The following is a 24,634-nucleotide window of genomic DNA, read 5'->3' on the forward strand; positions in this document are numbered from 1 at the left end:
CCCGCACGGATTAAGTTTTAACCCGATACCACTTATACGTCTCGGATAAAATATCGATTACGCCGAACAAAGCAATTACGCCGACGAACCACTCGTTTATTCTGGCCCATACCGACACGAATGAATCGTAATTTTTCCCTTCGGAAGTGAACAGCCCCGTAGCTTCCAGCTCTCGAATGAAATCCGGGTTCCAGATGGCCGAGTCAGCCAGTATGATGCATGCCGCAACCGTGGAGGCGACCGTCGCGACGATGTGGAACACAAGCAGCGTACCCGATCGGTTACGCGCAATAATCCGAATGCACTCCTTGAAAATTCCGAGAGCGGCCCATGCCCAGACGACCGGTAGATAGGCGCGGAACGCGTCGGCATCCAAGAAGGAAATGACTACGCGTTCTCCTTCACGGAGTCTCCATATGCCGAGCAACTCGACCGAATAGATACAGATTACCGCAATTAGAACAGTAAAAATAATGCCGGTAATCGGTTCGCTCAATTTGATCCTCGCTTGTTGATCGGGGATTTGCGGCAAGTTCTCCGGATCCCAGCCCTTAGACGTATCGGCGCTGCTCGACGCATTCATGCGCTTCCGGTATTCAATCCAAGCGAATATGACCGTTACCCACCCGAAGCCTTGGGCAGAGGCGGTAAACAAGGAAACGATAAACTCAGTAAATCGTTCCGGCACGTCGCCAGGCTTAACGATAATTTCGATTGCGAACAGGGCGGTCAAGCCAATTAATATCGAGAACAGCACGATTTTAAGCGTAGTCAGATACGAATCGAACATGGAAGGCCCGATTAAGTAGCGTTCGTTGAAACCGCGATATTTTGCGGCCAGCGCGTTCGGGTCTCCCAGCTCCATGAGAACGCCCTTCGCATCCTCACGAGTTCCTTCCCCAGACACCCTTTCATCCATCATATCCTCGATCAAGCCTCGCAGCTCCCGTTTAATGTCCTCCCTTTGCGGCTCGGGCAGACGTTGCGTTACCGCATAGATATAACGGTCGATCAGTTCCATCTCTATTCTCCTCCTTTTGCTCCGGCCGTGAGCGCATCCATACTGACAATCAGCTTCCGCCACTCCAAGCACAATTCATCATACACTTCTTTTCCGAACGGGCTAAGCACGTAATACTTGCGGGGCCGCGCCTCGTTCGTGTCCCACTGGCTCTCTAGCAATTGCTGCTTCTCGAGCCTGCGCAGCAACGGATACAGCGTTCCCGGATCAACGGCCACGCCTTTCTCTTCCAGCACCGGAACGAGAGAATAGCCGTACTGCGGCTCAGTTAACTGACTTAGCACGCCGATGACGATCGTGCCGCGCCTAAGCTCGCCCAGGAGACCGTTAATCGTTTCGTTTATGTCTGGCATATCATCATCTCCTATTAAGATTATACTGTATGACACACACTATTGTAAATTACACATTAATATTTAACTAATCAGAACTAAAAACCCGCGATTTCCGCGGGTTTTTGTTACGCTATAAGCGGACTCGGGTCGCTTTTGGGAAAGACGATGAGAAAAAAGGCCTATGTCGATACGAGACCGAATGTCCGAAATACATATTGTCCTTCTCGAAGAGGATCCGGTTTGCAATTACAACAAGGGAGGATATGCAGATGAACAAAAACGCAAGCAGCTTGAAAAGGAGGTTTATGACGTTACTTCTTACGGGTGCTGTACTTTTCCTGACGTCTGCGCTTCAACTTTTATCGGCGGCTGCCGCGGGCTTCAAGGATGTGCCGGCATCGCATTGGGCCTACGACGCGATTGCTCGGGCCGCTGCGGAGAGCTGGGTCGACGGTTACAGCGATGGGACATTCCGTCCGTCGCAGCAGGTTACCGAAGCCGAATTTCTAAAGCTTCTGCTGGCGGCAGCCGTTCCCGGCGAGCTGACCGTTCGTCAGGCGGGAGAGACATGGAGCGCCGCGTATTACAAGTACGCCAAGGAACGAAGCTTTCCGTTGTCCGAAGCTGGCGCGAGCTTCGACAGAGGCGGCGCGGCACAGCTTATCGCCGCCTTGAAGGGACAAATACTCGGGCGCACCGAGGCCGTCCGGTATTTGCTCGACAACGGCTTATCCAAAGGCATTACGTCGGCGACAGTGGAAGGCTATCAGATGCAAAAGGCGCTAAGCCGCGCCGAAGCTATCCAGTTTATCGTGAACGCTTTGGGCGGCGAGGCCAAACCTGAGCCGGAGATCGGCGACGAATACCGGCTGAGAGGCATTGCCGTCGGAGACTCGGAAGCAGCGGTAACGGCTAAGCTCGGCAAGCCGAGCCGCGTAGATCCGAGCGAGTACGGCTTCCAATGGCATATTTACAACGACGACTACGCGCAGTATGCCCAGATTGGCATCAAGGGCGGCAAGGTCGTCGCCCTATTCTCCAATGCGAACGTGTGGCGCAGCGGCGACGGGCTCGCCATAGGCTCCACGAAAGCTTCGATCTCGGCTAAGCTAGGCAAACCGTCCAGTTTGACGGAGCTTAAGGCGAATATATCCATTCGAACGGAAAGCGACGTCTACCCTAGCTACGAAGTGGACGGCTCTTATCTGACTTTTATGCTTGATCAGCACAACGGCGGCAAAACAATGGGCATCTACATGATCGAGAAGAAAACTGCGGCCGCGCGGGACGGGAATTACGGCGCAGTTAATTCCGCCCTCCTCACCGCCTATGAGCGGGAGTTGCTGGATCTCGCAAACGTATCCCGGGTTCTTGCCGGCAAAAAAGCGCTCGCTTGGGACGACAAGGTCGCCGCAATCGCGCGCGCCCACAGCAAGGATATGGGCCAGAGCGGCTTTTTCGATCACGTTAACCTGGAAGGTCTTACCCCGTTCGATCGGCTGAAAGCCGACGGCATCTCCTACTCGGCTGCGGGAGAGAACATTGCGGCCGGACACATCAACGCCGTCTTCGCCCACGCGGAATGGATGAACTCGGAAGGTCATCGCCAAAATATTCTAAGCGACAAATACGAAAAGCTTGGCGTAGGGATCGCTTATTCAAAGGATTACGAATACCGAATTTACTACACCCAGAAATTTTATACTCCCCGCCGATAGCCGATTAGAGCTCGGGGGGCTGTCTCATAAGCCAAAGAGGGTCGTACGAAGAGAATGTTATCGGGCATGTGTCTCCAGGAGACACATGCCCTTTTTCTTAATCGATCATCTCGTACGACCCTACTTATGAGATAGCGCCCTTCCATTTCTTCAGAAAGACTCCAGCAACATCCACAGACCTATAAGTCCAAGCAAAACGCCAGAACACTTTTCCGCCCATTCGCCCATGATCGGCTTGAGCTTGGCCGCGAACGTCACACCGATAAAAGTGAAGACGAACGAGCGGGAGGCGATCAGCAGAATCGTAAGCAACATCGGCACCTGCATAAATCCGGCGGAAACCCCTACCGCCAGCTCGTCAATGCTGATGCTGACGGCCGCCGCAATCAACGGCCAACCGGCGAGTTCTGCATGGAACGTCCCCTCTTCCCCCTCATCATCGAAGAAAAGGAAGTAAATGGCCACCGCGATTAATAACAGCGAGCCGATTAGAGACGCCGCAGATCGGAACATGTGGCCAAGCGCACCGCCGATGACGATGCCGGCAATGGGCATAACGGCTTCGGCCGCCGCGAATACGAGCGCGATTTTCACCTTATTCCGGGTTTCCTTTTTTAATCCCAACGAAGCCGAGACGACCAACGTATCGAAACCGAGACTCATCGTTAGGATCCAAGCGAACATCTTTTCCATGCTCCCGCCCCCGGGATCTTTTTTTACAGGTATATTCCCGGGCGGCATACGGTAGTACAAGCCTTGCATAAGAACGGAGCCGAATAGAGAAGCTAGCCAGAAGATCAAACCATCTTCAAAGGCAGGGATTCTTATGAAAAGCCGATTTACAAGCGCATTCGGGATTGCCGTCCTGTCCCTGACGCTGGCCGCTCCCGCTTACGCGTATACGGGGACGGCAAACGGCGGAAACGGCGGTTTAGGCAACGGGATGGGAACGCCATCCGCCGGGTCGCACATTCACGCTCAAAGCACAGGCAGCGCGTCCGGTCATGAGATCAGCGTCTACGGCACGGGAACGGGCAGTCAGTTTAGAAACATTAATCCGGCGAACACCGGAACGGATAACGGTAGAGGCGATTACACCAATCGGACCCCCGCGGGAACGTACCGGACAGCCGCCGCTAATCCGACCAGAAACGCAGGCTGGGCATGGCTCGGATTGCTCGGACTCTTCGGGCTTATCGGTCTCCGGAATCGCAACCCGCAAGGCAGTCGCTGAATCTTCCGCCAATAACGATGCATTTCCCGTTCCGGCAATCGGACGAGAGTGCATCGTTATTTTTTGCTTCTTGGACATCCCGTTCCCGACATACAATGAATCGTGCTTCCCATCGCGATCCCAAGGAAGGGAGGAATGGCTATGTGGGTGAAGCCCTCCTTCAAGATTATCGAGCTTTGCGCCGAAGTAACGGCTTACGCCTATCGGAAGTAAGCATCCATGCCGGAGAAATCCGGCATCTCTCATGTAAAGGGGGATAGCCGTGATCATTAAAGTGTTGGGTTCCGCCGCGGGAGGCGGCTACCCGCAATGGAATTGCGCCTGTCCGAATTGCAAGCGCGCGCGCGCAGGCGCCCCGTCCTTATGCGCCAGAAGGAACGATTCGCTGGCCGTCAGCCCGGACGGCAAACGATGGGCGCTGCTTAATGCAGGCCCCGATGTTTGTCTCCAGACGGAAGCGTACGGCCCGCTTCATCCCGGACCCTCCTTGCGCGAGTCCCCCATTCAAGCCGTACTGCTTACCGATGGGGAATTAGATCATACGACGGGACTTCTTCAATTGAGACAAAGCGCGTCTTTGGAAATTTACGCGCCCCCTCCCGTCCTCTCTGCCCTTTCGGACGAATTTCCGCTTAGGAGGATCGTCGAGCCTTACGCGAATTTCCGCTGGCTAGAGGCGCAGCCGGAGGAATCTTTTCCACTTTTTGGGGGAGAATTAGCGGTATGCCCGTTTTATTTGGGCGACAAGCCTCCCCGCTACGCTGGCGCCAACAGTCATCAAGACCGAGCGGCATGGGTCGTCGGTTATCGGCTGACCGATCGATTGACGGGCGGCGTCGCCGTCTATGCTCCGGGAATAGAAACATGGTCGCCGACGCTGGAGCAGCATTTGGATGGAGCCGACTGCCTGTTTCTGGACGGCACCTTCTGGCACGGGGACGAGCTTCGCTCGCTTGGCGTATCCGACTTAGTCGCAGCCGACATGGGCCATCTCCCCGTTGCGGGTCCTCACGGAAGCGCCGAGCGTCTAGCTAGGCTTCCCGCTCGTCGCAAAGTCTATATTCATGTCAACAACACGAACCCGATGCTGGACGAAAGCTCTCCGGAACGCCACAGGCTGACGGAGCTGGGCATCGAAGTCGGAGTTGACGGAATGGAAATGGAGGTTTGAAGTTGGAATCGCATTTGCTGTCTAACGAACGATTCGTCTCGCGTCTGCGGCAGGTCGGCGAGGAGCGCTATCACGACAAGCATCCCTATCACATCGCCATGCACGAAGGCAAGCTCTCCCCCGTCCAACTGCGGGCGTGGATCGCCAACCGTTTTTACTATCAGAAGAACATTCCGGTCAAAGACGCGCTGATTTTGTCCAAACTTCCTTCTCGGGAAGAACGTCGGGAGTGGATTCAGCGAATCATCGACCATGACGGAAGAGATGGCGAAGAGGGCGGAATCGAGGCATGGGTGCGGCTGGGCGCAGCCGCCGGCATCCCAAGAGAGGAAATGCTGGATGAACGTCACGTACTGCCCGCCGTCCGATTTGCCGTCGATGCCTACGTGAACTTCTGTCGCCTGCAGCCCTGGCCGATCGCCGTAGCCTCCTCGTTGACGGAACTATTCGCTCCCACCCTCGTCTCCAAACGGATCGGCGTCTTCCTGCAGCTGTATTCGTGGATTCTTCCCGAGGGCTTGGCCTATTTTCAAGCCCGGCTTCACCAAGCGCCTCGAGATGCGGAGCATGGCCTGAGTCTAGTATTACGCGAATGCAGAAATCGCGAAGACCAAGAGCAAGCGCTCTCCGCCTTGCGGTTCAAGTGCGATGTTCTGTGGGCGCTGCTTGACGCATTAAGCTTGGCCTACCCTGACGGGGACAACGAACGATGAGCGCGCGGGCGCTGTCGGAACGGCCAAAGCTGCGCGCTCCGGGTCGCATGAAGTACGACAAAGCCCGCAACACCGATTTGCTCCTGCTGCCGGAGCGGGTCGTAGAGCTTAACGAAGCGGCGGCAGCGATTCTCCGGCTCTGCGACGGGCATCGTACGATCGCGCAAATGATCGGAGAGCTCGAATCGACATACGGTCAGACCGGACTCGAAAACGATATTGTCGAATTTCTCGCTGCATCGGCGGAAGGAGGGTGGTTGGAGCTATGCCCGTAAACCTGCCGTATGCCCTGACCGCGGAGTTAACGCATCGCTGTCCGCTTCATTGTCCCTACTGCTCCAATCCGATCGAGCTTCAGAAGAAGGAGAGCGAGCTGTCGACCGACACATGGCTGAGCGTCTTGGAACAGGCCGGCGAGCTTGGAGTTCTGCAGGTCCATTTCACGGGCGGAGAGCCATTGCTGCGCCCGGATCTGGAACTGCTCGTCCGCCACGCCCGGGAGCTTGGTCTGTACGTCAATCTAATTACTAGCGGAGTGGGATTGACGGACAGGCGCGCGCGGCAGCTGGCGGAGGCCGGCATCGACAGCATCCAGCTCAGCGTTCAAGCCTCCTCTTCCGAGCTCGCCGACTCGATTGCCGGTTTCTCGGCTCATGAGCTGAAACGGCAAGCGGCGCAGCGGATTCGCGACAACGGGCTTCCTCTGCATATGAACGTCGTGCTTCACCGGACCAACCTTCATCAGATCGAAGAAATTATCGAACTCTGCGTTTCATGGGGCGCCGAGCGGTTGGAACTGGCCAATGCCCAATATTACGGCTGGGCCTTGCGCAACATCGATCAGTTGCTGCCGCGACAAGATCAGCTTCATGAAGCCGAAGCCGCCTATATGCGGGCGCAGCGACGCTTCGCCCATCAAATCGAACTTTTATGGATTTTACCGGATTATTACGAGGATTTTCCCAAGCCGTGCATGGGCGGATGGGGCCAAATATCTCTGACAGTAGCGCCGGACGGGCGGGTTCTGCCCTGCACGGTATCATCAGAAATACGGACATTATCTTTCGAAAATGTGAAGGAGCGCGAGCTTGCGTGGATCTGGCGCGACTCTCCTTCCTTTAATGCTTATCGAGGCTATGAATGGATGGCGGAGCCCTGCAGAAATTGCGAACGGCGAGAATTGGACTACGGCGGATGCCGTTGTCAAGCCTTCCTATTGACCGGCGACGCGCGTTCGGCCGATCCGGTGTGCGTGCGATCTCCTCACCGCGGTATCATCGCGGATCGGATCGGCACGATCGCGAATGAAAATGCCGGTTGGCCCCTCTATTCCTACCGTGGCAGGTGATCGGCTTAATGAAAATCTTCGACGCCCACTGCGACGTGCTCAGCAAGCTTCTGGAGAACCCGGAGCTTGACTTCGTCCATGGAAGCGGTTTGGACGTTACGCTCGAGAGAATGCTTGCATCGGGCGTAGCCGTGCAAAACTTTGCCGTGTACTTGCCCGAACGATACTCTGGCGATTTCAGATATGTCCTGGAAAGCATCGATCTGTTCCATGAACGTATATTACGCGAGCCGCAAATGCGTTTTATTCGTACGAAAACCGATTTACGGCTCTCTTCCGCCGAAAATCGGATTGGAGCTCTGCTGTCGCTGGAGGGCGTCGATTCCCTCCACGGCAGCTTGGCTTTGCTTCGCATTCTTCACCGCCTTGGATTAACAAGCGTCGGCATTACCTGGAACCGCGCCAATTGGGCCGCGGACGGTGTTCTGGAGCCGAGAAAAGGCGGATTTACGGCAGCCGGGTTGGAACTGATCCGCGAATGCAATCGGCTAGGCTTAATCATGGACGTCTCCCACCTCGCGGAGAAGGGCTTCTGGGAGCTTATTGAGGCGTCCCGAAAGCCCGTTATCGCTTCCCACTCCAATGCAAGCGCGATCAGTCCCCGTATGAGAAACTTGACGGATGCCCAGATCCGGGCCCTTATTGCGTCGGACGGCGTCATTGGGATCACGTTCGTTCCTCCTTTCGTCAGCGAGGAGGAGCCGGTCGCGATGGATAAAATTTTACTGCACATCGAGCACATCTGCGCACTCGGAGGCAAGCGGCATATCGGCTTCGGCTCCGACTTCGATGGAATCCGGCAATGGCTCGTCGGGCTGGAGCACGCCGGAAAATACGACCGATTGGTCAACCTGCTGCTGAGCCATTACCGGGAGGAAGATGTCAAGTCGTTCGTATTCGGCAACTGGCATCGGTTTTACATGGAGCATCTGCCAGACGAGATCCCAGCGACGGTTCAGGATGCAGAAGACGGAATCACTCTCGGATCTTGATCGCTCGGCAGCACGAACCCAACGGGGAGCGGATCGCCGGCCTTAAGCCCCTTCTCCCGCTCGACGAACTTCGTCAGTCGAGTTTCGAAAAATACAGGCCGCCGCTTCCACGCTTCCCTCGGAACCGTTAGAACGAACTGGCCGCTCCGGTCGGGAACAGTTACGCTGTAAGGCACTTCTGGCGGGACATCCAGTCCCGCCAGCAATCCCGTATACTTGGCTCCCTTCGATGTCGTACAGACCAGGTTAGGAGACCTGTCGTCGATGGTTGTGCCTTCTCTCGGAAGCCGAATCCGGATATCGACGCTTGTATTGCGCGGAAGAATAAACACCTTCCCGTCTGGCAGCGCGTATCGGCGCGAGCCGACGATCACCGTAAGGTTCGTGTCCTCCTCTTCCGGCCAGTAAAACATCTCGTATCTCCCGTCCCGATCCGTCGGAGTCGATTTGGCGAAGCCTTCGCCCCGATCCCGGTCGATCCACACAATTGCGTTCTTCACCGGATTGCCGTCGGCATCCTCCACCCTGCCGGCGATCCTGTATTTATCTATCTGAAAAAAGGATATGGCATCCCCGTCCTCGCTCCCGATCCGCGCATGTACTTTGATCATGCCTGAATCCGTATCGGAAATCTCCGTTCGGAGGATTTGGATCGGATGATACACGCTAATGGCGACGGATGCCGACAGTAATCGAGCCGTTTCAATTTCCCCGATCTCTTGTCCGGAAATGCTCGCTTGTTGGACCGAAACGACGCGAACCCCTGTGCGGGTTAGCAGACTGCGGTCGACAAGCAGCTTGAAAGAGCCGTCCTTCGCAGTCCGAATCTGCCTTCCGTTCAAAGCAGCCTGCACGATCGCATTTGCGACCGGCTGTCCCTCATAAGTCAGTCTCCCTTTGACGGCGGTCAAGTGTGAGCCGTCCGTCTGCCACGTCTTAACGGCAAACACCGTCTCCTCAAGAGAGAACTGGCTCTCAGGGCTTTCGGCCTGCGCTTTGGCTTCATCGCAATAACCGGTCCATAGCAGCGCCAAAGCGGCGGCCGTGAAGAAGAATCGACCGGCAACGCTCTTCTTTTTCATCTCGGATTCTCTCCGTTATTTTGCCGAATGCGCGCCGCCGGTTTCGGCTTCGCCTGACGATCCTTGCGTCTTATCTCCGCCCAATCCAAATACGTGCACTTTGGGTTTTGCCCCGCCAGTGGTAAAGACGACGTAGGATTTGCCGTCGACTTTGAAAATCGAAGGCGCGGACTGAACGTTATCTCCTGACGTCTGGAACGTCCAGATCACTTTGCCCGACTTGATATCCAGCGCATTCACCTTGCCATCCAGTTCGCCGAAGAAAGCCAAGCCCGATTCCGTGCTCGTCAGGCCTCCGCGCTGCGGATCGGTCGTTTTGATCTGGTAGGCCTGCTTGCCCGTGTCCACATCAATTGCGGTAATCGTGCCGTATCCCTTAACATCCGGCACCTCCTCGATCACCGTTCCGAAAGCTGCGGCTCCGGGAAAATCCGGAGTGCCCGCTTCCTCTTCCGTCTTCGCCGCCTTGAAGAGAGAAGGCTGTTCAATGCCGGGAATCAAAACATAATTTGTCGCCGGATCGTACGCTTCGGGGGCATAATTTTCCCCGCCAAGCACTCCGGGATAGCCAACTACGCCTTCGACCGTAGGCTTCGGATGATCGATTTTGGCAAACGGTATGCCATGCCATACTTCATCCCCCGTAGCGGCATCCCAGGCGAACCACAGTCCGGATTTTCCGCCCTGAACGACAAGCTTCCTTTTCTTCCCCTTCGCCGTCGCCTGGATGATCATTGGCGAGGCTGCGGCATCGTAGTCCCACAAATCGTGGCTGACTTCCTGTTTGGCCCAGACGAGCTGGCCGGTCATCGCGTGGACGGCCACGACCGAGTCGGTGTGCGGATTGGCTCCCGGACGTTTGTCGCCATAGAAATCCGGAGCCGGATTGCCTGTCGCGAAGTACATGATATCGGTTTCTTCGTCGATCGCAACCGGCGACCACACCGCTCCGCCCCCTTGGAACTTGCTGTTCGCCAGCCAATCTTGGCCTTTAGGCGGTACGGTCCAAAACGGGGAATCCCATGCCGGCGTCAAATCGTCCGCCTTAAACGCCGCTACGAAGCCGCGGACTCCGTTGTCTCCGCCGCTGCTTCCAATATAGACGTTGCCTTTGTAATACTGGGGAGCATTCGTCTCGTAGTATCCGTTTTCCATCGTAACGCCGTCGATATAGTCGGACAGCTTGATCATTTTGACAAGCTCTCCCGTTTTCTGATCCAGGGCAATTAGGGAATTGTCGATCGCCAGCATGAACACCTTGCCGCCGCCTACCGCTACGCCGCGGTTCGCGATGATCCCTGCTTTGGAGAAGCCGGCCGCTTGCTCCGCCGTTGGCTTCCAGTGCCAGATCGTATTGCCTGTAACGGAATCGAAGGCGAACACCTGATTGCCCGCCGTCGTAATGTAGACGACGCCGTCGACGACGACAGGATACGATTGATTTCCGTTTTTGACATCCGGGTCCAGCGACTTTAAGTCTGCAGACCAAATGACGCCCAAATCTTTGACATTATCCGCGGTGATCTCCTTGTAAGGAACGTGACGGTTATTGGTCAGTGTATAGCCGAAGGAACCCCAATTGTCAAAAGAGGTGCCGGTCACTCCCGTTGCGGACGGCGGAGTGGTTGCAGTTTGAGTCGGTGAAGGCGATTGCGTAGGCGATGGCGTAGGTGAAGCCTGATTGTTATTCCCCGTACAAGCGCTCAGCACTAACAATAAGACGAGTGCTTGTCCGATTTTGATATTTGTTTTCTTCACGTCGATACCTCCAGTTGAAGTACGCTGATTCGCAATTCAATTCATGAATTGCTCGGTTTCATGTAATCTCCGCTGAGTATGGTATTTCCAAACCGATGACAATTCAGTCAGCTTAGTCCATTCCATGAAGAAACTTTTGCCGTGTGCTATGTTGCTACGCAAAAAAACAACGCCAAAGGGACCTTTGACGTTGCTCGAATTGCTGGGCCCAGGTTTATTTGGAGCCGCAGCTTGCTTTTCTATGGAAAGTTTCTAATTGGCTGCGCTTTTGGGATCGAGTGTTTCTGCAGCTTCGGCGTTCGCTTCCTTAGCCTCTTGCTGGTCGTACAGCTTCCCGAGCTTCCAGCCGATCCCGACATTAACTACCGCCATTGCCGCGAACAAGACGACATCTCCCCAAGGCTCCGGCAGCAGCAAGTCGGCCAAGAGCCAACCGCCGGTCATTATGGCTCCCGCAATCGCCCCCTTAACGGACGAATTAAAGAAAGCTTTCCTCACGCGTTCACCCTCCTGTCGATATCCTTTCTACCGATTGTATGCCGAGCATTCGTAGGATTATGCCGACAAGCTGATAACAAAAAGCCGCAAGAAACGGTAGATGAGAATGAAAGTTCCATTCCCATTACAATCGTTTCTTACGGCTTTTACGTTGATCGAGGCATTTAATTGCGAATCAAGTAATCGAATGCGCCAAGCGCCGCAGTAGCGCCCGAACCCATCGAGATGATGATTTGCTTGTACGGACTGTTCGTGCAATCGCCTGCCGCGAATACGCCCGGCAAGCTCGTCGCGCCATGACGGTCAATTACGATTTCGCCCATGCGAGTGCGTTCAAGGGCATCTCCAAGCCAATCGGTATTCGGAACGAGACCGATCTGCACGAATACGCCTTGCAGTTCGACGTGCGCTTCTTCTCCCGTTGCCCGGTCGATGAAAGAAATTCCGTTTACTTTGTCCGTACCGGTAATTTCCTTTGTCTGCACGTTTTTGTGGACCGTAACGTTAGGCAGGCTGTACAGGCGATCCTGCAGCACGGAATCCGCCTTCAGCTCCGGCATGAACTCCAATACCGTGACATGGCTGACGATGCCGGCAAGGTCAATCGCCGCTTCAATGCCGGAATTGCCTCCGCCGATGACCGCGACATGCTTGCCTGCGAATAGCGGGCCGTCGCAATGCGGACAGTAGGCAACGCCTTTATTTTTGAATTCGGCTTCCCCGGGAACGCCGACATTGCGCCAGCGCGCGCCGGTGGACAGAATGACCGTCTTGCTCTTCAGCACGGCTCCGTTCTCAAGCTCTACCTCGATGAAGTCCTTCTTCTCCAGCCGTTTGGCCCGCTGAAGCTTCATGACGTCGACGTTGTATTCCTTGACATGCTCTTCCAGGCTAGCGGCAAGCTTGGCGCCTTCGGTATACTTCACGCTGATGAAGTTTTCAATCCCGACGGTATCCATCACTTGTCCGCCAAAGCGCTCGGCGACGATTCCCGTGCGAATGCCTTTACGCGCCGCATAGATTGCAGAGCTGGCGCCTGCAGGACCGCCCCCGATGACGAGCACGTCGAACGGCTCCTTGTCGGCGAATGCCGAAGCATCCGGCGCATCGGAGATTTTGGCGATGATTTCTTCCAAGGACATCCGTCCGCTGCCGAAAAACTCCCCGTTCAGGAAGACCGACGGAACGGCCATAACGTCCTTGCTCTCGACTTCGTCCTTAAAGGCGGCTCCGTCGATCATCGTATGGGAAATGCCCGGGTTCAGCACGCTCATGACATTCAGCGCTTGCACGACGTCCGGACAATTATGACAGCTCAGGCTGACGTAAGATTCGAACGCATAATTGCCTTGTATGCTTTTGATCTGGTCGATAACGCTCTGCTCTACCTTCGGAGCTCGTCCGCTCACCTGCAGCAACGCCAGTACGAGCGAGGTGAACTCGTGCCCGAGCGGAATGCCCGCGAACACGATGCCCGTATCCTCTCCTCCGGCGCGGTTCACGCTGAAGCTCGGCGTTCTTGCCAACTGTGCCTGCTCAAGCGTAATTCGGGAGGACATGCCGGCCACCTCGTCGAGGAAAGCCTGCATGTCGTTGGATACGGCATCGTCGGACGATGCGCTCACCTTGATGAGCACATCGCCTTCCAGGAGCTGAAGGTATTGGCTGAGTTGTTGTTTGATATCCGCATCCAACACCGAAATGGCCCCCTTTAGATTTTGCCTACGAGATCAAGGCTTGGTTTCAAAGTTTGCGATCCTTCTTGCCATTTTGCAGGGCAAACCTCGCCCGGATTGTTGCGTACGTATTGCGCCGCTTTGATTTTGTTGACCAGCGTGCTTGCATCGCGACCGATGCCGCCTGCGTTGATCTCGACCGTCTGAATAACGCCGTCCGGATCGATGATGAACGTGCCGCGGTCAGCCAGGCCGTCCGCTTCGATCAGAACGTCGAAGTTGCGGGAGATCGTGTGGGACGGGTCGCCGATCATGATGTATGTGATTTTGCCGATCGTCTCGGAGCTGTCGTGCCAAGCTTTATGTGTAAAGTGCGTGTCCGTCGAGACGGAGTACACTTCTACGCCAAGAGCTTTCAGCGCTTCGTATTGATCTTGCAGGTCGCCTAGTTCAGTCGGGCAGACGAACGTGAAGTCTGCTGGATAGAAGCAAACAACGCTCCATTTTCCTTTGAAGTTTTGTTCGCTTACATCGATAAACTTGCCGTTTTGGTACGCTGCTGCTTTAAATGGTTTGACTTCTGTTCCAATCAGAGACATTGAAATTCCTCCAGTATGGTGTATTTTTTGTAAAAACTTTAATTGAGAATCGTTAGCAGTCTATAATTATTCTTATCTACTGCTTATTACAAATAGTATCACCATTCGACTAGTTTCTCATGAAGAATAGATGAAGAGAATTTGTCCATTTTGTGAACATACATCATTTAGTGTTCCACGCATAATTGCGATTATACGTTTGGGTCTCTTAAAATAACGGTCTGATCAAGGAGAAGCCGATAATGCCCAGCATCAGAATCGTAATATGGAAAAGAGAGAACACGAACATCGCATTCGCCCACTTCTTCTCCGGTTTACGACGATATCCGGACACGCTCATCGCCAACCACCAGACGCTTAAGACGGCGTTTGAAATCGCGATGACCGGACTGAACGGCCAGAACAACGCGCTGGACAGCAACAGCGCCACCAGGTAAACGTTCATTTGAACGTAGGTTCTGCGAATACCCTTGACTACCGGCAGCATGGGGATGCCCGCGGCGCGGTACTCTTCCATTCTGCGGATCGCGATCGCATAGAAATGAGGCATTTGCCAGACCAGCATCATCATGAAGATCGCCAGCGCTCCAGAGTGAGTCAGATCGGACGAGATCGCCGCCCAGCCGATAAGCGGCGGCATGGCCCCGGACAAGCTGCCGACCTCCGTATTGTAGATCGTTGTCCGCTTGGTCCATATCGTATAAGGCACGACATACAAGAACAGACCGAGAAACCCGAATACCGCTGCCAGCGGCGACGCGAAGTATAGGGCGATCAAACCTAACACGGCGGTCCAGATGGCGATGAACAAGCCGTTAGCCGTCCCCACCCTGCCAGTTACGGTAGGTCTGCCTTTCGTTCTCTCCATGATGGAATCGATGTCTCTGTCGTATAAATTATTAAACGCGCCCGCAGATCCGATCACAAGGAAAGAGCCGACCGCGGCCAGTATAATCGTGCCGATTTTATCGAAGAACGGAACTCCCTCGACGTACAGAGCCATACACAGCCCCGCAAACATCGCAATCAAATTGGATTTGATGATGCCGATTTTTATTGTATCGAATAAGACATGAATAAACGATTTCGTGGGCATTTCAAGACTCAGACGATTGTTTTGCACTCGCTGCACGGCTTATCCGCTCCTTCCAGATTATTCTCTCCCTTATGCTATCACAACTTGCACGATCATTCTCGAATTTCGAAGATACACCACTATTTTGTCATAAATTTATGTCAGCGCCGTCACAATTTACGCCTGCGCAACCGTATGAAAACAGTTCAATTTGGCTGGACGTACATTCCGGACAATTGGATGGTTACACCTCAGCCGCTTAACTCTACATTAGGGATATCAACTTTGGAGGTGCTGAGTATGTTCTACTTCTACTTTCTGTTGATTCTGCTTTTCGGCGGAGTCGGCGTTCTGTACTTGTTCGGCAAGAACATTCTTAAGTGGGAGCAATAGTTGCCTTTCGCTCAGCCCGGCCGTTCGCGGTCCGGGCTGTTTTGTCGTGCGACAGGAACGGACGCCTCCTTTGTCGAACATGTACAGTTGCAGTCGAATCATGGGGTACTAAGCAAAATAGGTACTATTCGCTCCGACGACGATCCGGCACAATGAACGTGCGGGAACGATGCGCGGAAAGGAGAATCTCTAATGAACATACGCAAAGTCAAAATATACGGAACGGGAAAATATTTGCCCGGCCGGCCCATCACCGATTTGGAAATGGACGATCGCCTCGGAGTGTCGCGGGGCTGGACCCGCAGGGTCACGGATATCGTCGCCCGGCACTACGCCGGGGAAGACGATACGGCTTCCGCAATGGGAGCGAAAGCCGCGCTGGCCGCCCTTGAGGCGGCAAATTTGAAATTTTCCGACATGGATTGTCTAGTCGGCGCCAGCGGCACGAAGGAGCAAGCCCTTCCCTGCTCCGCCGTCTTTATTCAGCAAGCGCTGGGAATGGAGCAATCCGGAGTCCCCGCCTTCGATATCGATTCGACCTGCCTCAGCTTTCTGGCCGCCCTCGACGCCATGTCCTGCATGATCGCCGCCGGGAGATATCGCTACGTACTGATCGTGACGTCCGAGATCGCTTCGGTCGGCCTCGATTGGCGGCATAAGGAAAGCGCGGCGCTATTCGGAGACGGAGCCGCTGCAGTGGTCATCGGTCCGGCGGAGGATGGCGAACCGTCCGCTATCGTCGGAGCTTCTATGCGCACTTACAGCGCCGGAGCCGCTTTCTCCGAAATTCGCGCCGGCGGCACCAAACGCCATCCGAAAGGGTATCGCCCTGCGGGTGCCGACGACTATTTGTTCCAGATGGATGGCCCGGCCATCTATAGAATGGCCTCTCGCCTTCTACCCGACTTCACTGAGGAGCTGCTACGAGCTTCTCATACGAGCATGACCGATTTTTCAGCGGTCATCCCCCATCAGGGCAGCGCGATGGCCGTTCGCCTTATGCGCAAAAAGCTGGGCATCGCCGAGCGCCAGCTTGTCTATATTACGCCGAATCACGGCAATACGATCGCCGCCTCGCTTCCGATGGGACTGCATGAAGCGATCCGCACCGGACGGATCGCACGGGGAGACCGCGTGCTGCTTATCGGCACGGCGGCGGGACTGACGCTTGGAGGGTTGATCCTTGACTACTGAGGCGGTCGCTGAGACAGCATCGGATTCGCAGAGGCCGCAGCGCATTCTTCTTACGGGAGGCCGTTCGCCCGCAGCGCTGGAGCTGGCCCGCCTTTTTCACGCAGCCGGACATCGGGTTTATACGGCCGAATCGGCTCCCTATCATTTGTGCCGAGTTTCCCGCGCCGTCGAGCGGAGCTTTCTTGTTCCGCCTCCGTCCGAAGGCTCGGGGAGGTTCGCCGCCGCGTTGTGCGAGATTGTCAGGGAACACCGCATCGATCTACTGATTCCGACCTGCGAAGAAATCTTCCATATCTCTAAGGAGCTCGGCCGCTTCGCAGGCTTGTGCCGCGTGCTGGCCGCTCCGCTTGCTGAAATGGACCGCCTTCATCATAAAGGCAAGTTCATTGCAACCGTCGCGGAAATCGGCCTGCCCGTCCCGGCTACGGTTCCGGTCGATACCCCCGACGGCTGGCTGCCGCTGCTGCAACAATCGCGGTTCCGCGAAGGTCTCGTGCTCAAGCCGGCGTACTCGCGCTTTGCTTCGCGCACGCTGCTGCTGGATCTTCGCCGAGCTCCTTTGTCTACTGCCAAGCGCAGCAAAGAAATGGTAGAGGAGCTCGAAACAACCGGCGTGTCTTCCCAACGGCCGTGGGTCGCTCAAGAGCTGCTTCGCGGCGAGGAGTGGTGCACCTACAGTGTGGCGCAGTCTGGCCGCATCGCAGCGCATACTGCATACCGCAGCCGGTTTCGCGCCGGCCGCGGAGCCAGCATTCACTACGAACCGGCCGAGCAGCCGATGCTGCTCGATTGGGTTCGGCGCTTTGTGGCCGGCATCGGCTTTACCGGACAGATCGCCTTCGATTTCATGGTATCACCGGAAGGCGCCGTTATGCCGATGGAATGCAATCCTCGCGCGACCAGCGGCGTGCATCTGTTCAGTTCGGATTGCGGGCTGACGAAAGCGCTGCTCGCCCCCTCCGCTCTTCTTGCGGCCGATCGGATCGCTTCTCCTGCGAGCAAGGCCGGTCGCGGCGCCATGCTGTCCGCCGCTATGCTGAGCTACGGTCTCGTTCAAGCCGTCCGCGAGAGGATGCCCGGCGAATGGCTGCGCGCATGGCAAAGCGGGCGAGATGTCGTGTTCCGGCGAGACGATCCGAAGCCTTTCGCGGAGCAGTTCCGCCTGCTCGCTTGGACAAGGAAGACGGCCAAACGGCGGAACCTGACGCTGCAGCAAGCGTCTACCTTCGATATTGAATGGAATGGTGATTCATGAAACGAGTGTTAGTAACGGGAGCGACCGGATTTCTAGGCCGGGCGACGGTCGTTCGTCTTCATCGCCTCGGCTGGGAAGTGACGGGGCTGGGGCGCGATGAGAGCGTCGGCCGTCAATTGACCGGGCTGGGCATCCCCTTCGTTCAGGCGGACCTGCGCAATCGCCGGGAAATCGAAGACGCTTGCGCGGGACGCGACTACGTCATTCACTGTGCAGCGCTGTCTTCTCCTTGGGGCCGCTACCCGACTTTCTACGAGACTAACGTCTCCGGAACGGAGAATATCGTCGCCGGTTGCCTTCGTCATGGCGTGCGCAGGCTCGTTCACGTCTCGACGCCAAGCGTTTACTTCAATTTTAATGATCGGCTGCTAGTCTCCGAGGAAGAGGAACTGCCTCGCAAGCCGGTCAACTCTTACGCCGCCACCAAGCTAATCGCGGAAAGAGTCGTGGCGAATGCGAGCCGTGACGGATTGTCTTCAATCGTCGTGCGTCCGAGGGCGGTGTTCGGTCCGGGAGACACGTCGCTGTTTCCGCGGCTGCTGAGGGTGCAGGAATCGCGCGGTATTCCTCTAATCGGCGGCGGAGAGGCTCTGCTCGATCTGACCTATATCGATAACGCCGTTGACGGGCTAGTGCTGGCTTGCTCCGCACCGGAGAGCGCAGCCGGCGCGATCTACAATCTGTCGAACGGCGAGCCGGTCAAGCTGATCGAGGTGCTGCGCCGCTTGTTCGACCTGTTGGAGCTGCCGCTTCGCACGCGGCGCGTCTCCCGTCCCGCCGCCCTTGCAGCAGGACAAATGCTGGAGTGGCTGTATAGAGCTTTCCCTGCGCTGGGGGCGGAACCGCCGTTTACCCGCTATACGGTCGGGCTGCTTGCCTACAGTCAGACGCTTGATCTGACCAAGGCGCGCGACGCGCTGCGATACGAGCCGCGAATTTCCGTCGACGAAGGCTTGCGCCGCTTTGCGGACTGGTGGAGGAGCAACCCGACATGAACCAACCGCAGCAAGTTTTAGTCGAGCTGATGCTGATGTCCGCCGGTTATTGCGTCCATCCCGAATTTGTGACGCTGCGAGGCGGTTCGCTGCGCCCGGCCGCTTATCCGGCCGGATTCGCCTGCATCCGTCACCCCTCGCAGGGCTGGATCCTGTTTGATACAGGCTACTCACACCGGTTCCGGGAGCTAACCGCTTCTTTTCCTTATTCCATGTATCGTCGTCTCACACCGGTAATTTTGCGCGAAGAAAACGTCGCCGTCCGGCAGCTCGCTCGTCTCGGCATTGCCGCCGAGGACGTTCGCTTCGTTATTCTTTCGCATTTCCATGCGGACCATATCGGCGGCGCGCGGGACTTTCCGTTCTCCCGCTTTCTATACCCGCAGGCGGCATACGACGCCGTCCGCAATCTCGGGCCGATCCGGGCGACCCGAGCCGGCTTCGTCTCCGGCCTTCTTCCGGATCGCTTCGCGGAAACCGCGCAGCCGATCGAATCGTTGGCCGAACGCGTCTCTCTGCCGGATAACGTTCCATTTGACTCCGGCTACGACCTGTTCGGCGACGGCAGCCTGATCGCGATTGTCATGCCGGGACATGCGGCGGGCCAGATCGGCCTGCTGCTATCTACATCCGACGCGCGCGTACTGCTCTGCGCCGACGCCGCCTGGTCGAGCCGGGCGCTCCGCGACAACCGCCCGCCCCACCCTGCCGCGGGTCTGGTTATGCATGACCGCGCGGCTTACCGCGATTCGTTCCGACGGCTGCGCAGCTGGCAGGCGGCCGATCCGGAGCTGGTTATCGCGCCAAGTCATTGCCGGGAGTTTTTCGATATCGACAGCCAGGAGGTAAGACGCTTATGATTCGGAATGCGCTGGCGTTTATCAAGTATTATCGAAGCGGCAAAAGACGCGGCGGCAAGCAGGATCGCCGAACCTTCGAACGCAAGCTGGAGCGGCTCGTCGTCCGGCATATCTCGCATGTCCGCGAACGCTCCGCTTTCTATCGCGATTGGTGGGGCTCTATCCCCTCCGATCAGTGGCGCTCCTTCCCGTCCATCGACAAAACGGTGATGATGGCGCATTTCGATACGCTCAATACGGCGGGCATCACGAAATCCCAAGCGTTTGCCGTGGCCGAGGCGGCCGAATCTTCGCGAGACTTTCAGCCCGCTATCGGCCGGGTGACGGTCGGATTGTCATCCGGCACGTCAGGCAATCGCGGGCTGTTCCTTGTCGACGCGCAGGAGCAGGCCGGCTGGGCCGGCGCCGTACTTGGCAAGCTGCTGCCCGGATCGCTGCTGTCTCGCTGCTCGATCGCCTTTTTCCTGAGGGCGAACAGCAATTTGTACGAGTCGGTGCGCAGCAGGCGGCTGTCATTTCAATTTTACGATCTGCTCGAACCGTTATCCGACCAGATTGAGCGTATAGAACGCCAACAGCCCGATGTTATCGCGGGACCTCCTTCCCTGCTTCGCCGTCTTGCCGAAGCCGTTCGTTCCGGCAAGCTTACCGTGAAGCCGCGACGAGTGATTTCCGTTGCGGAGGTGCTGGACCCGCTCGATCGCGAGTATATCGGCCAGACGTTCGGCCAGATCGTCCATCAAATCTATCAATGCACAGAAGGCTTTCTCGGCTGCACCTGTCCGCACGGGACTCTTCACCTGAACGAGGACCTCGTCTACATCGAAAAGGAATACGTGCCCGGAAAAGACCGCACGTTCGTGCCGATCGTCACCGACTTCTCGCGCAAGACGCAGCCGATTGTCCGTTACCGGCTTAACGATCTGTTGACGGAGAGCGACCGTCCCTGTCCCTGCGGTTCCCCGTTTACGGCTATCGAACGGATTGAAGGCCGCTGCGACGATATCTTTATCGCAACGAACCGCGGCGACTCTAGTTCAGGGGAAGAGTTTGTCACCATCTATCCGGACTTCGTAACGCGAGCGATCATCGGAGCTTCGCCCGCTATCGCGCAGTACCGGGCGATTCAGACCGGACTAGATCAATGGACGATCGAGCTGGAGCTGCCGGACGATCAGCGCAGCATGACGGAGGAGCGGGTTCGCACGGCCATTGCCGCGTTATGCGGCCGTCTGCGCTGTCGAACGCCAATTCTCGCCTTCTCCCCCTACACGCATGAAGCCGGCGTCGCTAAGCTTCGGCGCGTCGAAAGGAGATACAAGCGATGACCTCTCGCATCGAGCTGTACGATACAGCCAATATAGATCAATACTTGTGGCCCGACAGCGATTACGGCCGTTACGCTAAGCAATATTTGCTGCCGCTGCTCGCGGAAGGCTCCGAGCGCTTCGTACGCAACGTCCGCACCCGGCTGCTTGTGCTGGATGTGGACGGCATACCGCTGCCCATAACCGTGAACGAGAAGGAATACGACAACAGTTACGTATGCTCCCCTTACACTCACTATGTCAGCTATGCGAAGCAGGAGCTTGGATTGCTGGGCAATCGAGCGTTGATCGGTTGCTTGGACGCTCTTCTGTCTGGCGTCGGCTGCCTGCTAAAACGCGCCGACTTCAACCGGATCGTACATGTTAATAACTGGCTGCTGTCCACCAACCTGTCCCCCGAGCTTGCCGAATCGCAGTGGGCAGCCGTACTGGATAAGCTGCTTGCGCTTTTTCCCGGACATGCGATCGCCTTTCGCTCGCTCTGTCCCTCTCTCAACAAGCGTACGATCGACAGCTTGCAGTCCCGTGGCTGCATTCTTGTTCCAAGCAGACAGATTTATTTGCTGCGAACCGGCGAGACCGGTTTCGGCAGCGCCAAATCTCGCTGGCTGTTGAAGCGGGACGGCGCTTTGGCCGCCAAGGGGGGATACGCAAGAGTCGGCCCCGACGATATGGCGGACTCCGATATCCCTCGCATCGCGGAACTGTACCGTCTCTTGTATCTCGAGAAGTATTCACGACATAATCCCCAGTTCACGGAACGTTATCTGAAAGAAGCGCTGCATAACGGAATACTGGAGCTTCACGGCTTCCGTCGCGACGGCCGGCTCGACGCGGTGCTCGGCTTCTACATCAGAGGAGACGCGATGACAACGCCGTTATTCGGTTACGATACATCGCTGCCGCAGCAGCTTGGCTTATACCGGATGCTATCCGCGCGATTGATCGAAATCGCCTGCGAACGACGGGTTCTGCTGCACGAGAGCTCCGGAGCGGCCCAGTTCAAGCGCAATCGGGGAGCCGAGGCGGAGATCGAATATACGGCGGTCCAAGTCGGCCATCTGCCGCTGAGGCGGCGTGTGCCTTGGACGGCGCTTGCAGATTTACTTACTAAAATCGGCGTGCCTCTGCTGCGCAAATACAAGTTATAGCAGTTCGGCCTTCTGGCTTCAGCATTTCGTTCCGCCGCTGCGAGCCCCGAAACCAAAAAAGTGGTAAACTGATAGACATCCGCACGGCATCCGCAACCGGAAAGGAGGTTGGTCCATGTCGACCGTTGAGCGAATCGCGCTCGTAACCGGAGCCTCAAGCGGCTTCGGTCTGTTGATTTCCCTCTCTTTGGCGAATAAAGGCTGTCGCGTCGTTGCGACAATGCGCGATCCGCAGCGTCGCGATCCGCTGCTTCAGGAAGCCGAACGGCTTGGCGTCGCCGACAAATTGGAAGTTGCCCGGCTCGACGTCACAGACGCCGCTTCAATAGAAGCGGTCGTTGCGCAGACGCTCGAGCGCTACGGACGGATCGACGTGCTCGTCAATAACGCCGGTTATGCCGTTGGCGGCTTTGTCGAAGAGGTTCCGCTGGAAGCGTGGCGAGCGCAGCTGGAAACGAACTTGATCGGCGTCGTTGCGGTAACGCAGGCCGTGCTGCCCGCGATGCGCCGACAAGGCGAAGGAACCGTCATCCACATCGGCAGCGTCAGCGGGAGGGTCGGTTTGCCCGGTTACGGAGTCTACGCCGCCTCCAAATTCGCGCTTGAAGGCTTCAGCGAAAGTCTGCGACACGAGGTTGCGCCTTACGGCATCCGGGTATACCTTGTAGAACCCGGAGCCTATCGCACGCCGATCTGGGACAAAGGCTTCGCCACGATTCACGCTAAGCCGGATTCTCCTTACGAGAGGATGCTTAACGCCGTGCTCGGCTTCGCCCGCAAATCGGCGGAGTCCGCTCCTCATCCGCGGGAGGTAGCTGCGTTGGTCGCGCGGCTGGCCGTTTCCAGCCGCACGAAAACGCTGCGGCATCCGATTGGCCAAGGGGCTCGCACGCTTGTTGCAGCTTCGCGCTTTGTTCCCTGGCGCTGGATTGAAGCGGCGATTCGCAGGACGTTGAATCGCGCCGCGGCTAAAGCCGACCCGTCTGCGAAAACCTACGCAAAGGATGAGACTTCGCAGAGATAACCCAATGGCATGAAGATAGGGAATGGACTTACACTCCATTAATTCAACTTATATAGGCAGAGGAGAGATCGTCGATGACCCACCTGGATTCCCCCTTTTCGTTGAAGGGACTTACCTTGAAAAACCGTATAGTCATGCCTCCGATGTGCCAGTATTCCGTCGAGCTGAAGGACGGCACGCCGACCGATTGGCACTTCGTTCACTATGTCTCTCGCGCTGTTGGCGGCGCGGGACTGATCATTGTCGAGATGACCGACGTCGAACCGGACGGCAGAATTTCCGACCGCGACCTGGGGCTCTGGTCGGACGAGCAAATTCCCGCTTATGCCCGCATCGTGGACGAAGTTCATAAATACGGGGCGAAAATCGCCATCCAGATCGCGCACGCAGGACGCAAAGCCGAGGACGCCCCAGCACCCGTAGGAGCGTCGGATATTCCCGTTCCGGATGCTGCCGGGAACACCGTGTACCGGCGACCGAGGGCGTTGGATACGTCGGAGGTTCAAGCGATGGTCGGCAAGTTCCGGGACTCCGTCCGGCGCGCCGTCGAGGCCGGCTTCGACGCCATTGAGCTGCACGGCGCGCACGGTTATCTGCTTCATCAGTTCCATTCTCCTGGCATCAACAATCGCTCCGACGAATACGGACGCGATCTCGCCCTCTTCGGCGAAGAAGTCGTCAGAGCCGCCCGCAGCGCAATGCCGCAGAACATGCCGCTAATTATGCGGATGTCCGCGGTCGAATATATGGACGGCGGCTACGAGCTCGACCATGCGCTCCGAATCGCGCAGCGCTACAAAGACGCCGGCGTCGACATGTTTCACGTATCCAGCGGAGGAGAAGCGCCTCCGGGACGCCGCAAGCCGGCCAACCATCCGGGCTACCAGCTTCCGTTCGCGCGAGCTTTCAAGGAGACGCTGAACGTGCCGGTCATCGCCGTCGGCAATCTCGACCAACCTCACCTGGCCGAGGCGGCTCTGGCCAATGGCGACGCCGAGTTGGTCGCCGTCGGGCGCGGCATGCTGAACGATCCTTACTGGGCGCTTCATGCGATTATGACTATCAGTCGAAAGGTAGAGCCGCCCGCACCTTACGCCAGAGGCATTTACGTTCGCTGATCCAGCAAGCAATAGAGGCTGTCTCCTAAAAAAGAGTCGTACGAATGGATGATCTTGTGCGACTCTACTTATGAGTCCGCCTCTTTTTGTCGTTCG

25 protein-coding genes are annotated in these 24,634 nt (G+C 56.6%); 16 read left to right on the forward strand and 9 right to left on the reverse strand.

What is annotated here, in order from left to right; all coding sequences use genetic code 11:
* Window positions 1-10: 10 nt before the first annotated feature.
* Complete coding sequence (locus J4772_RS14390) at window positions 11-1,021, reverse strand: permease prefix domain 1-containing protein (RefSeq protein ID WP_209075749.1); 1,011 nt, start codon at window positions 1,019-1,021, stop codon at window positions 11-13.
* A 2-nt stretch (window positions 1,022-1,023) separates the two neighbouring features.
* Window positions 1,024-1,374, reverse strand: coding sequence for a PadR family transcriptional regulator (locus J4772_RS14395; RefSeq protein WP_209075750.1), 351 nt, complete (start codon window positions 1,372-1,374; stop codon window positions 1,024-1,026).
* Window positions 1,375-1,625: 251 nt separating this feature from the next.
* Here J4772_RS14395 and J4772_RS14400 point away from each other — a divergent pair, with 251 nt between their 5' ends.
* The gene (locus tag J4772_RS14400) at window positions 1,626-3,074 is read left to right on the forward strand and encodes a CAP-associated domain-containing protein (protein WP_209075751.1); all 1,449 of its coding nucleotides are present in this window, start codon (window positions 1,626-1,628) and stop codon (window positions 3,072-3,074) included.
* 150 nt (window positions 3,075-3,224) lie between these two features.
* Here J4772_RS14400 and J4772_RS14405 read toward each other — a convergent pair whose 3' ends face one another.
* A complete protein-coding gene (locus J4772_RS14405; protein WP_246016822.1) occupies window positions 3,225-3,758 on the reverse strand; it encodes a manganese efflux pump MntP in 534 nt (177 codons plus the stop codon).
* Window positions 3,759-3,900: 142 nt separating this feature from the next.
* Between J4772_RS14405 and J4772_RS14410 the strand changes: the two genes are divergently transcribed.
* From J4772_RS14410 to J4772_RS14440, 7 genes are all read left to right on the forward strand, one after another.
* Window positions 3,901-4,308: a WGxxGxxG family protein gene (locus J4772_RS14410; protein ID WP_209075752.1), complete on the forward strand. Its 408-nt coding sequence runs from the start codon at window positions 3,901-3,903 to the stop codon at window positions 4,306-4,308.
* Between the two features lie 141 nt (window positions 4,309-4,449).
* A complete protein-coding gene (gene pqqA / locus J4772_RS37555; protein ID WP_371822901.1) occupies window positions 4,450-4,521 on the forward strand; it encodes a pyrroloquinoline quinone precursor peptide PqqA in 72 nt (23 codons plus the stop codon).
* 49 nt (window positions 4,522-4,570) lie between these two features.
* Window positions 4,571-5,479, forward strand: a complete 909-nt coding sequence (gene pqqB / locus J4772_RS14420) for a pyrroloquinoline quinone biosynthesis protein PqqB (RefSeq protein ID WP_209075753.1) — start codon at window positions 4,571-4,573, stop codon at window positions 5,477-5,479.
* Between the two features lie 2 nt (window positions 5,480-5,481).
* Window positions 5,482-6,192: a pyrroloquinoline-quinone synthase PqqC gene (gene pqqC, locus J4772_RS14425; protein ID WP_247741101.1), complete on the forward strand. Its 711-nt coding sequence runs from the start codon at window positions 5,482-5,484 to the stop codon at window positions 6,190-6,192.
* A complete protein-coding gene (pqqD, locus tag J4772_RS14430; RefSeq protein WP_209075754.1) occupies window positions 6,189-6,467 on the forward strand; it encodes a pyrroloquinoline quinone biosynthesis peptide chaperone PqqD in 279 nt (92 codons plus the stop codon). The genes pqqC and pqqD overlap by 4 nt, the downstream gene beginning before the upstream one ends.
* Entirely contained in the window at window positions 6,458-7,540 is a 1,083-nt protein-coding gene (pqqE, locus tag J4772_RS14435; RefSeq protein ID WP_209075755.1) for a pyrroloquinoline quinone biosynthesis protein PqqE, read from the forward strand. The genes pqqD and pqqE overlap by 10 nt, the downstream gene beginning before the upstream one ends.
* Before the next feature lie 8 nt (window positions 7,541-7,548).
* The gene (locus J4772_RS14440) at window positions 7,549-8,532 is read left to right on the forward strand and encodes a dipeptidase (RefSeq protein ID WP_209075756.1); all 984 of its coding nucleotides are present in this window, start codon (window positions 7,549-7,551) and stop codon (window positions 8,530-8,532) included.
* On the opposite strand, the gene J4772_RS14445 is transcribed toward J4772_RS14440, so the two are convergent.
* From J4772_RS14445 to cyoE, 6 genes are all read right to left on the reverse strand, one after another.
* Entirely contained in the window at window positions 8,496-9,614 is a 1,119-nt protein-coding gene (locus tag J4772_RS14445) for a carboxypeptidase-like regulatory domain-containing protein (RefSeq protein WP_209075757.1), read from the reverse strand. The genes J4772_RS14440 and J4772_RS14445 overlap by 37 nt on opposite strands.
* 15 nt (window positions 9,615-9,629) lie before the next feature.
* Window positions 9,630-11,372 (reverse strand): pyrroloquinoline quinone-dependent dehydrogenase, encoded by a 1,743-nt coding sequence (locus J4772_RS14450; protein WP_209075758.1) that lies wholly within the window; start codon window positions 11,370-11,372, stop codon window positions 9,630-9,632.
* A gap of 252 nt (window positions 11,373-11,624) precedes the next feature.
* On the reverse strand, window positions 11,625-11,870 hold the full coding sequence (locus J4772_RS14455) for a hypothetical protein (RefSeq protein WP_209075759.1): 246 nt from the start codon (window positions 11,868-11,870) through the stop codon (window positions 11,625-11,627).
* A 164-nt stretch (window positions 11,871-12,034) separates the two neighbouring features.
* Window positions 12,035-13,567, reverse strand: a complete 1,533-nt coding sequence (gene ahpF, locus J4772_RS14460) for an alkyl hydroperoxide reductase subunit F (RefSeq protein ID WP_209075760.1) — start codon at window positions 13,565-13,567, stop codon at window positions 12,035-12,037.
* 14 nt (window positions 13,568-13,581) lie between these two features.
* Window positions 13,582-14,145: an alkyl hydroperoxide reductase subunit C gene (gene ahpC, locus J4772_RS14465; RefSeq protein ID WP_116064119.1), complete on the reverse strand. Its 564-nt coding sequence runs from the start codon at window positions 14,143-14,145 to the stop codon at window positions 13,582-13,584.
* A 208-nt stretch (window positions 14,146-14,353) separates the two neighbouring features.
* Window positions 14,354-15,277 (reverse strand): heme o synthase, encoded by a 924-nt coding sequence (cyoE, locus tag J4772_RS14470; protein WP_116064120.1) that lies wholly within the window; start codon window positions 15,275-15,277, stop codon window positions 14,354-14,356.
* 528 nt (window positions 15,278-15,805) lie between these two features.
* Here cyoE and J4772_RS14475 point away from each other — a divergent pair.
* The 8 genes from J4772_RS14475 to J4772_RS14510 all read left to right on the forward strand — a co-directional run bounded on the left by J4772_RS14475 (window position 15,806) and on the right by J4772_RS14510 (window position 24,538).
* Window positions 15,806-16,807, forward strand: a complete 1,002-nt coding sequence (locus J4772_RS14475; protein WP_209075761.1) for a beta-ketoacyl-ACP synthase III — start codon at window positions 15,806-15,808, stop codon at window positions 16,805-16,807.
* Window positions 16,797-18,062: an ATP-grasp domain-containing protein gene (locus tag J4772_RS14480; protein WP_209075762.1), complete on the forward strand. Its 1,266-nt coding sequence runs from the start codon at window positions 16,797-16,799 to the stop codon at window positions 18,060-18,062. The genes J4772_RS14475 and J4772_RS14480 overlap by 11 nt, the downstream gene beginning before the upstream one ends.
* A complete protein-coding gene (locus J4772_RS14485; RefSeq protein ID WP_209075763.1) occupies window positions 18,059-19,057 on the forward strand; it encodes an NAD-dependent epimerase/dehydratase family protein in 999 nt (332 codons plus the stop codon). The genes J4772_RS14480 and J4772_RS14485 overlap by 4 nt, the downstream gene beginning before the upstream one ends.
* Entirely contained in the window at window positions 19,054-19,917 is an 864-nt protein-coding gene (locus J4772_RS14490; RefSeq protein WP_209075764.1) for an MBL fold metallo-hydrolase, read from the forward strand. The genes J4772_RS14485 and J4772_RS14490 overlap by 4 nt, the downstream gene beginning before the upstream one ends.
* Entirely contained in the window at window positions 19,914-21,245 is a 1,332-nt protein-coding gene (locus J4772_RS14495) for a F390 synthetase-related protein (protein ID WP_209075765.1), read from the forward strand. Before J4772_RS14490 ends, J4772_RS14495 begins: the two co-directional genes overlap by 4 nt.
* On the forward strand, window positions 21,242-22,396 hold the full coding sequence (locus J4772_RS14500; RefSeq protein ID WP_209075766.1) for a GNAT family N-acetyltransferase: 1,155 nt from the start codon (window positions 21,242-21,244) through the stop codon (window positions 22,394-22,396). Before J4772_RS14495 ends, J4772_RS14500 begins: the two co-directional genes overlap by 4 nt.
* Window positions 22,397-22,511: 115 nt before the next feature.
* Window positions 22,512-23,420: an SDR family oxidoreductase gene (locus J4772_RS14505; protein ID WP_209075767.1), complete on the forward strand. Its 909-nt coding sequence runs from the start codon at window positions 22,512-22,514 to the stop codon at window positions 23,418-23,420.
* Between the two features lie 74 nt (window positions 23,421-23,494).
* Window positions 23,495-24,538: an NADH:flavin oxidoreductase/NADH oxidase gene (locus J4772_RS14510; protein WP_209075768.1), complete on the forward strand. Its 1,044-nt coding sequence runs from the start codon at window positions 23,495-23,497 to the stop codon at window positions 24,536-24,538.
* The last annotated feature ends 96 nt before the right edge of the window (window positions 24,539-24,634 follow it).

Source organism: Cohnella sp. LGH (assembly GCF_017671885.1).
GTDB classification, from domain to species: Bacteria; Bacillota; Bacilli; order Paenibacillales; family Paenibacillaceae; genus Cohnella; species Cohnella phaseoli.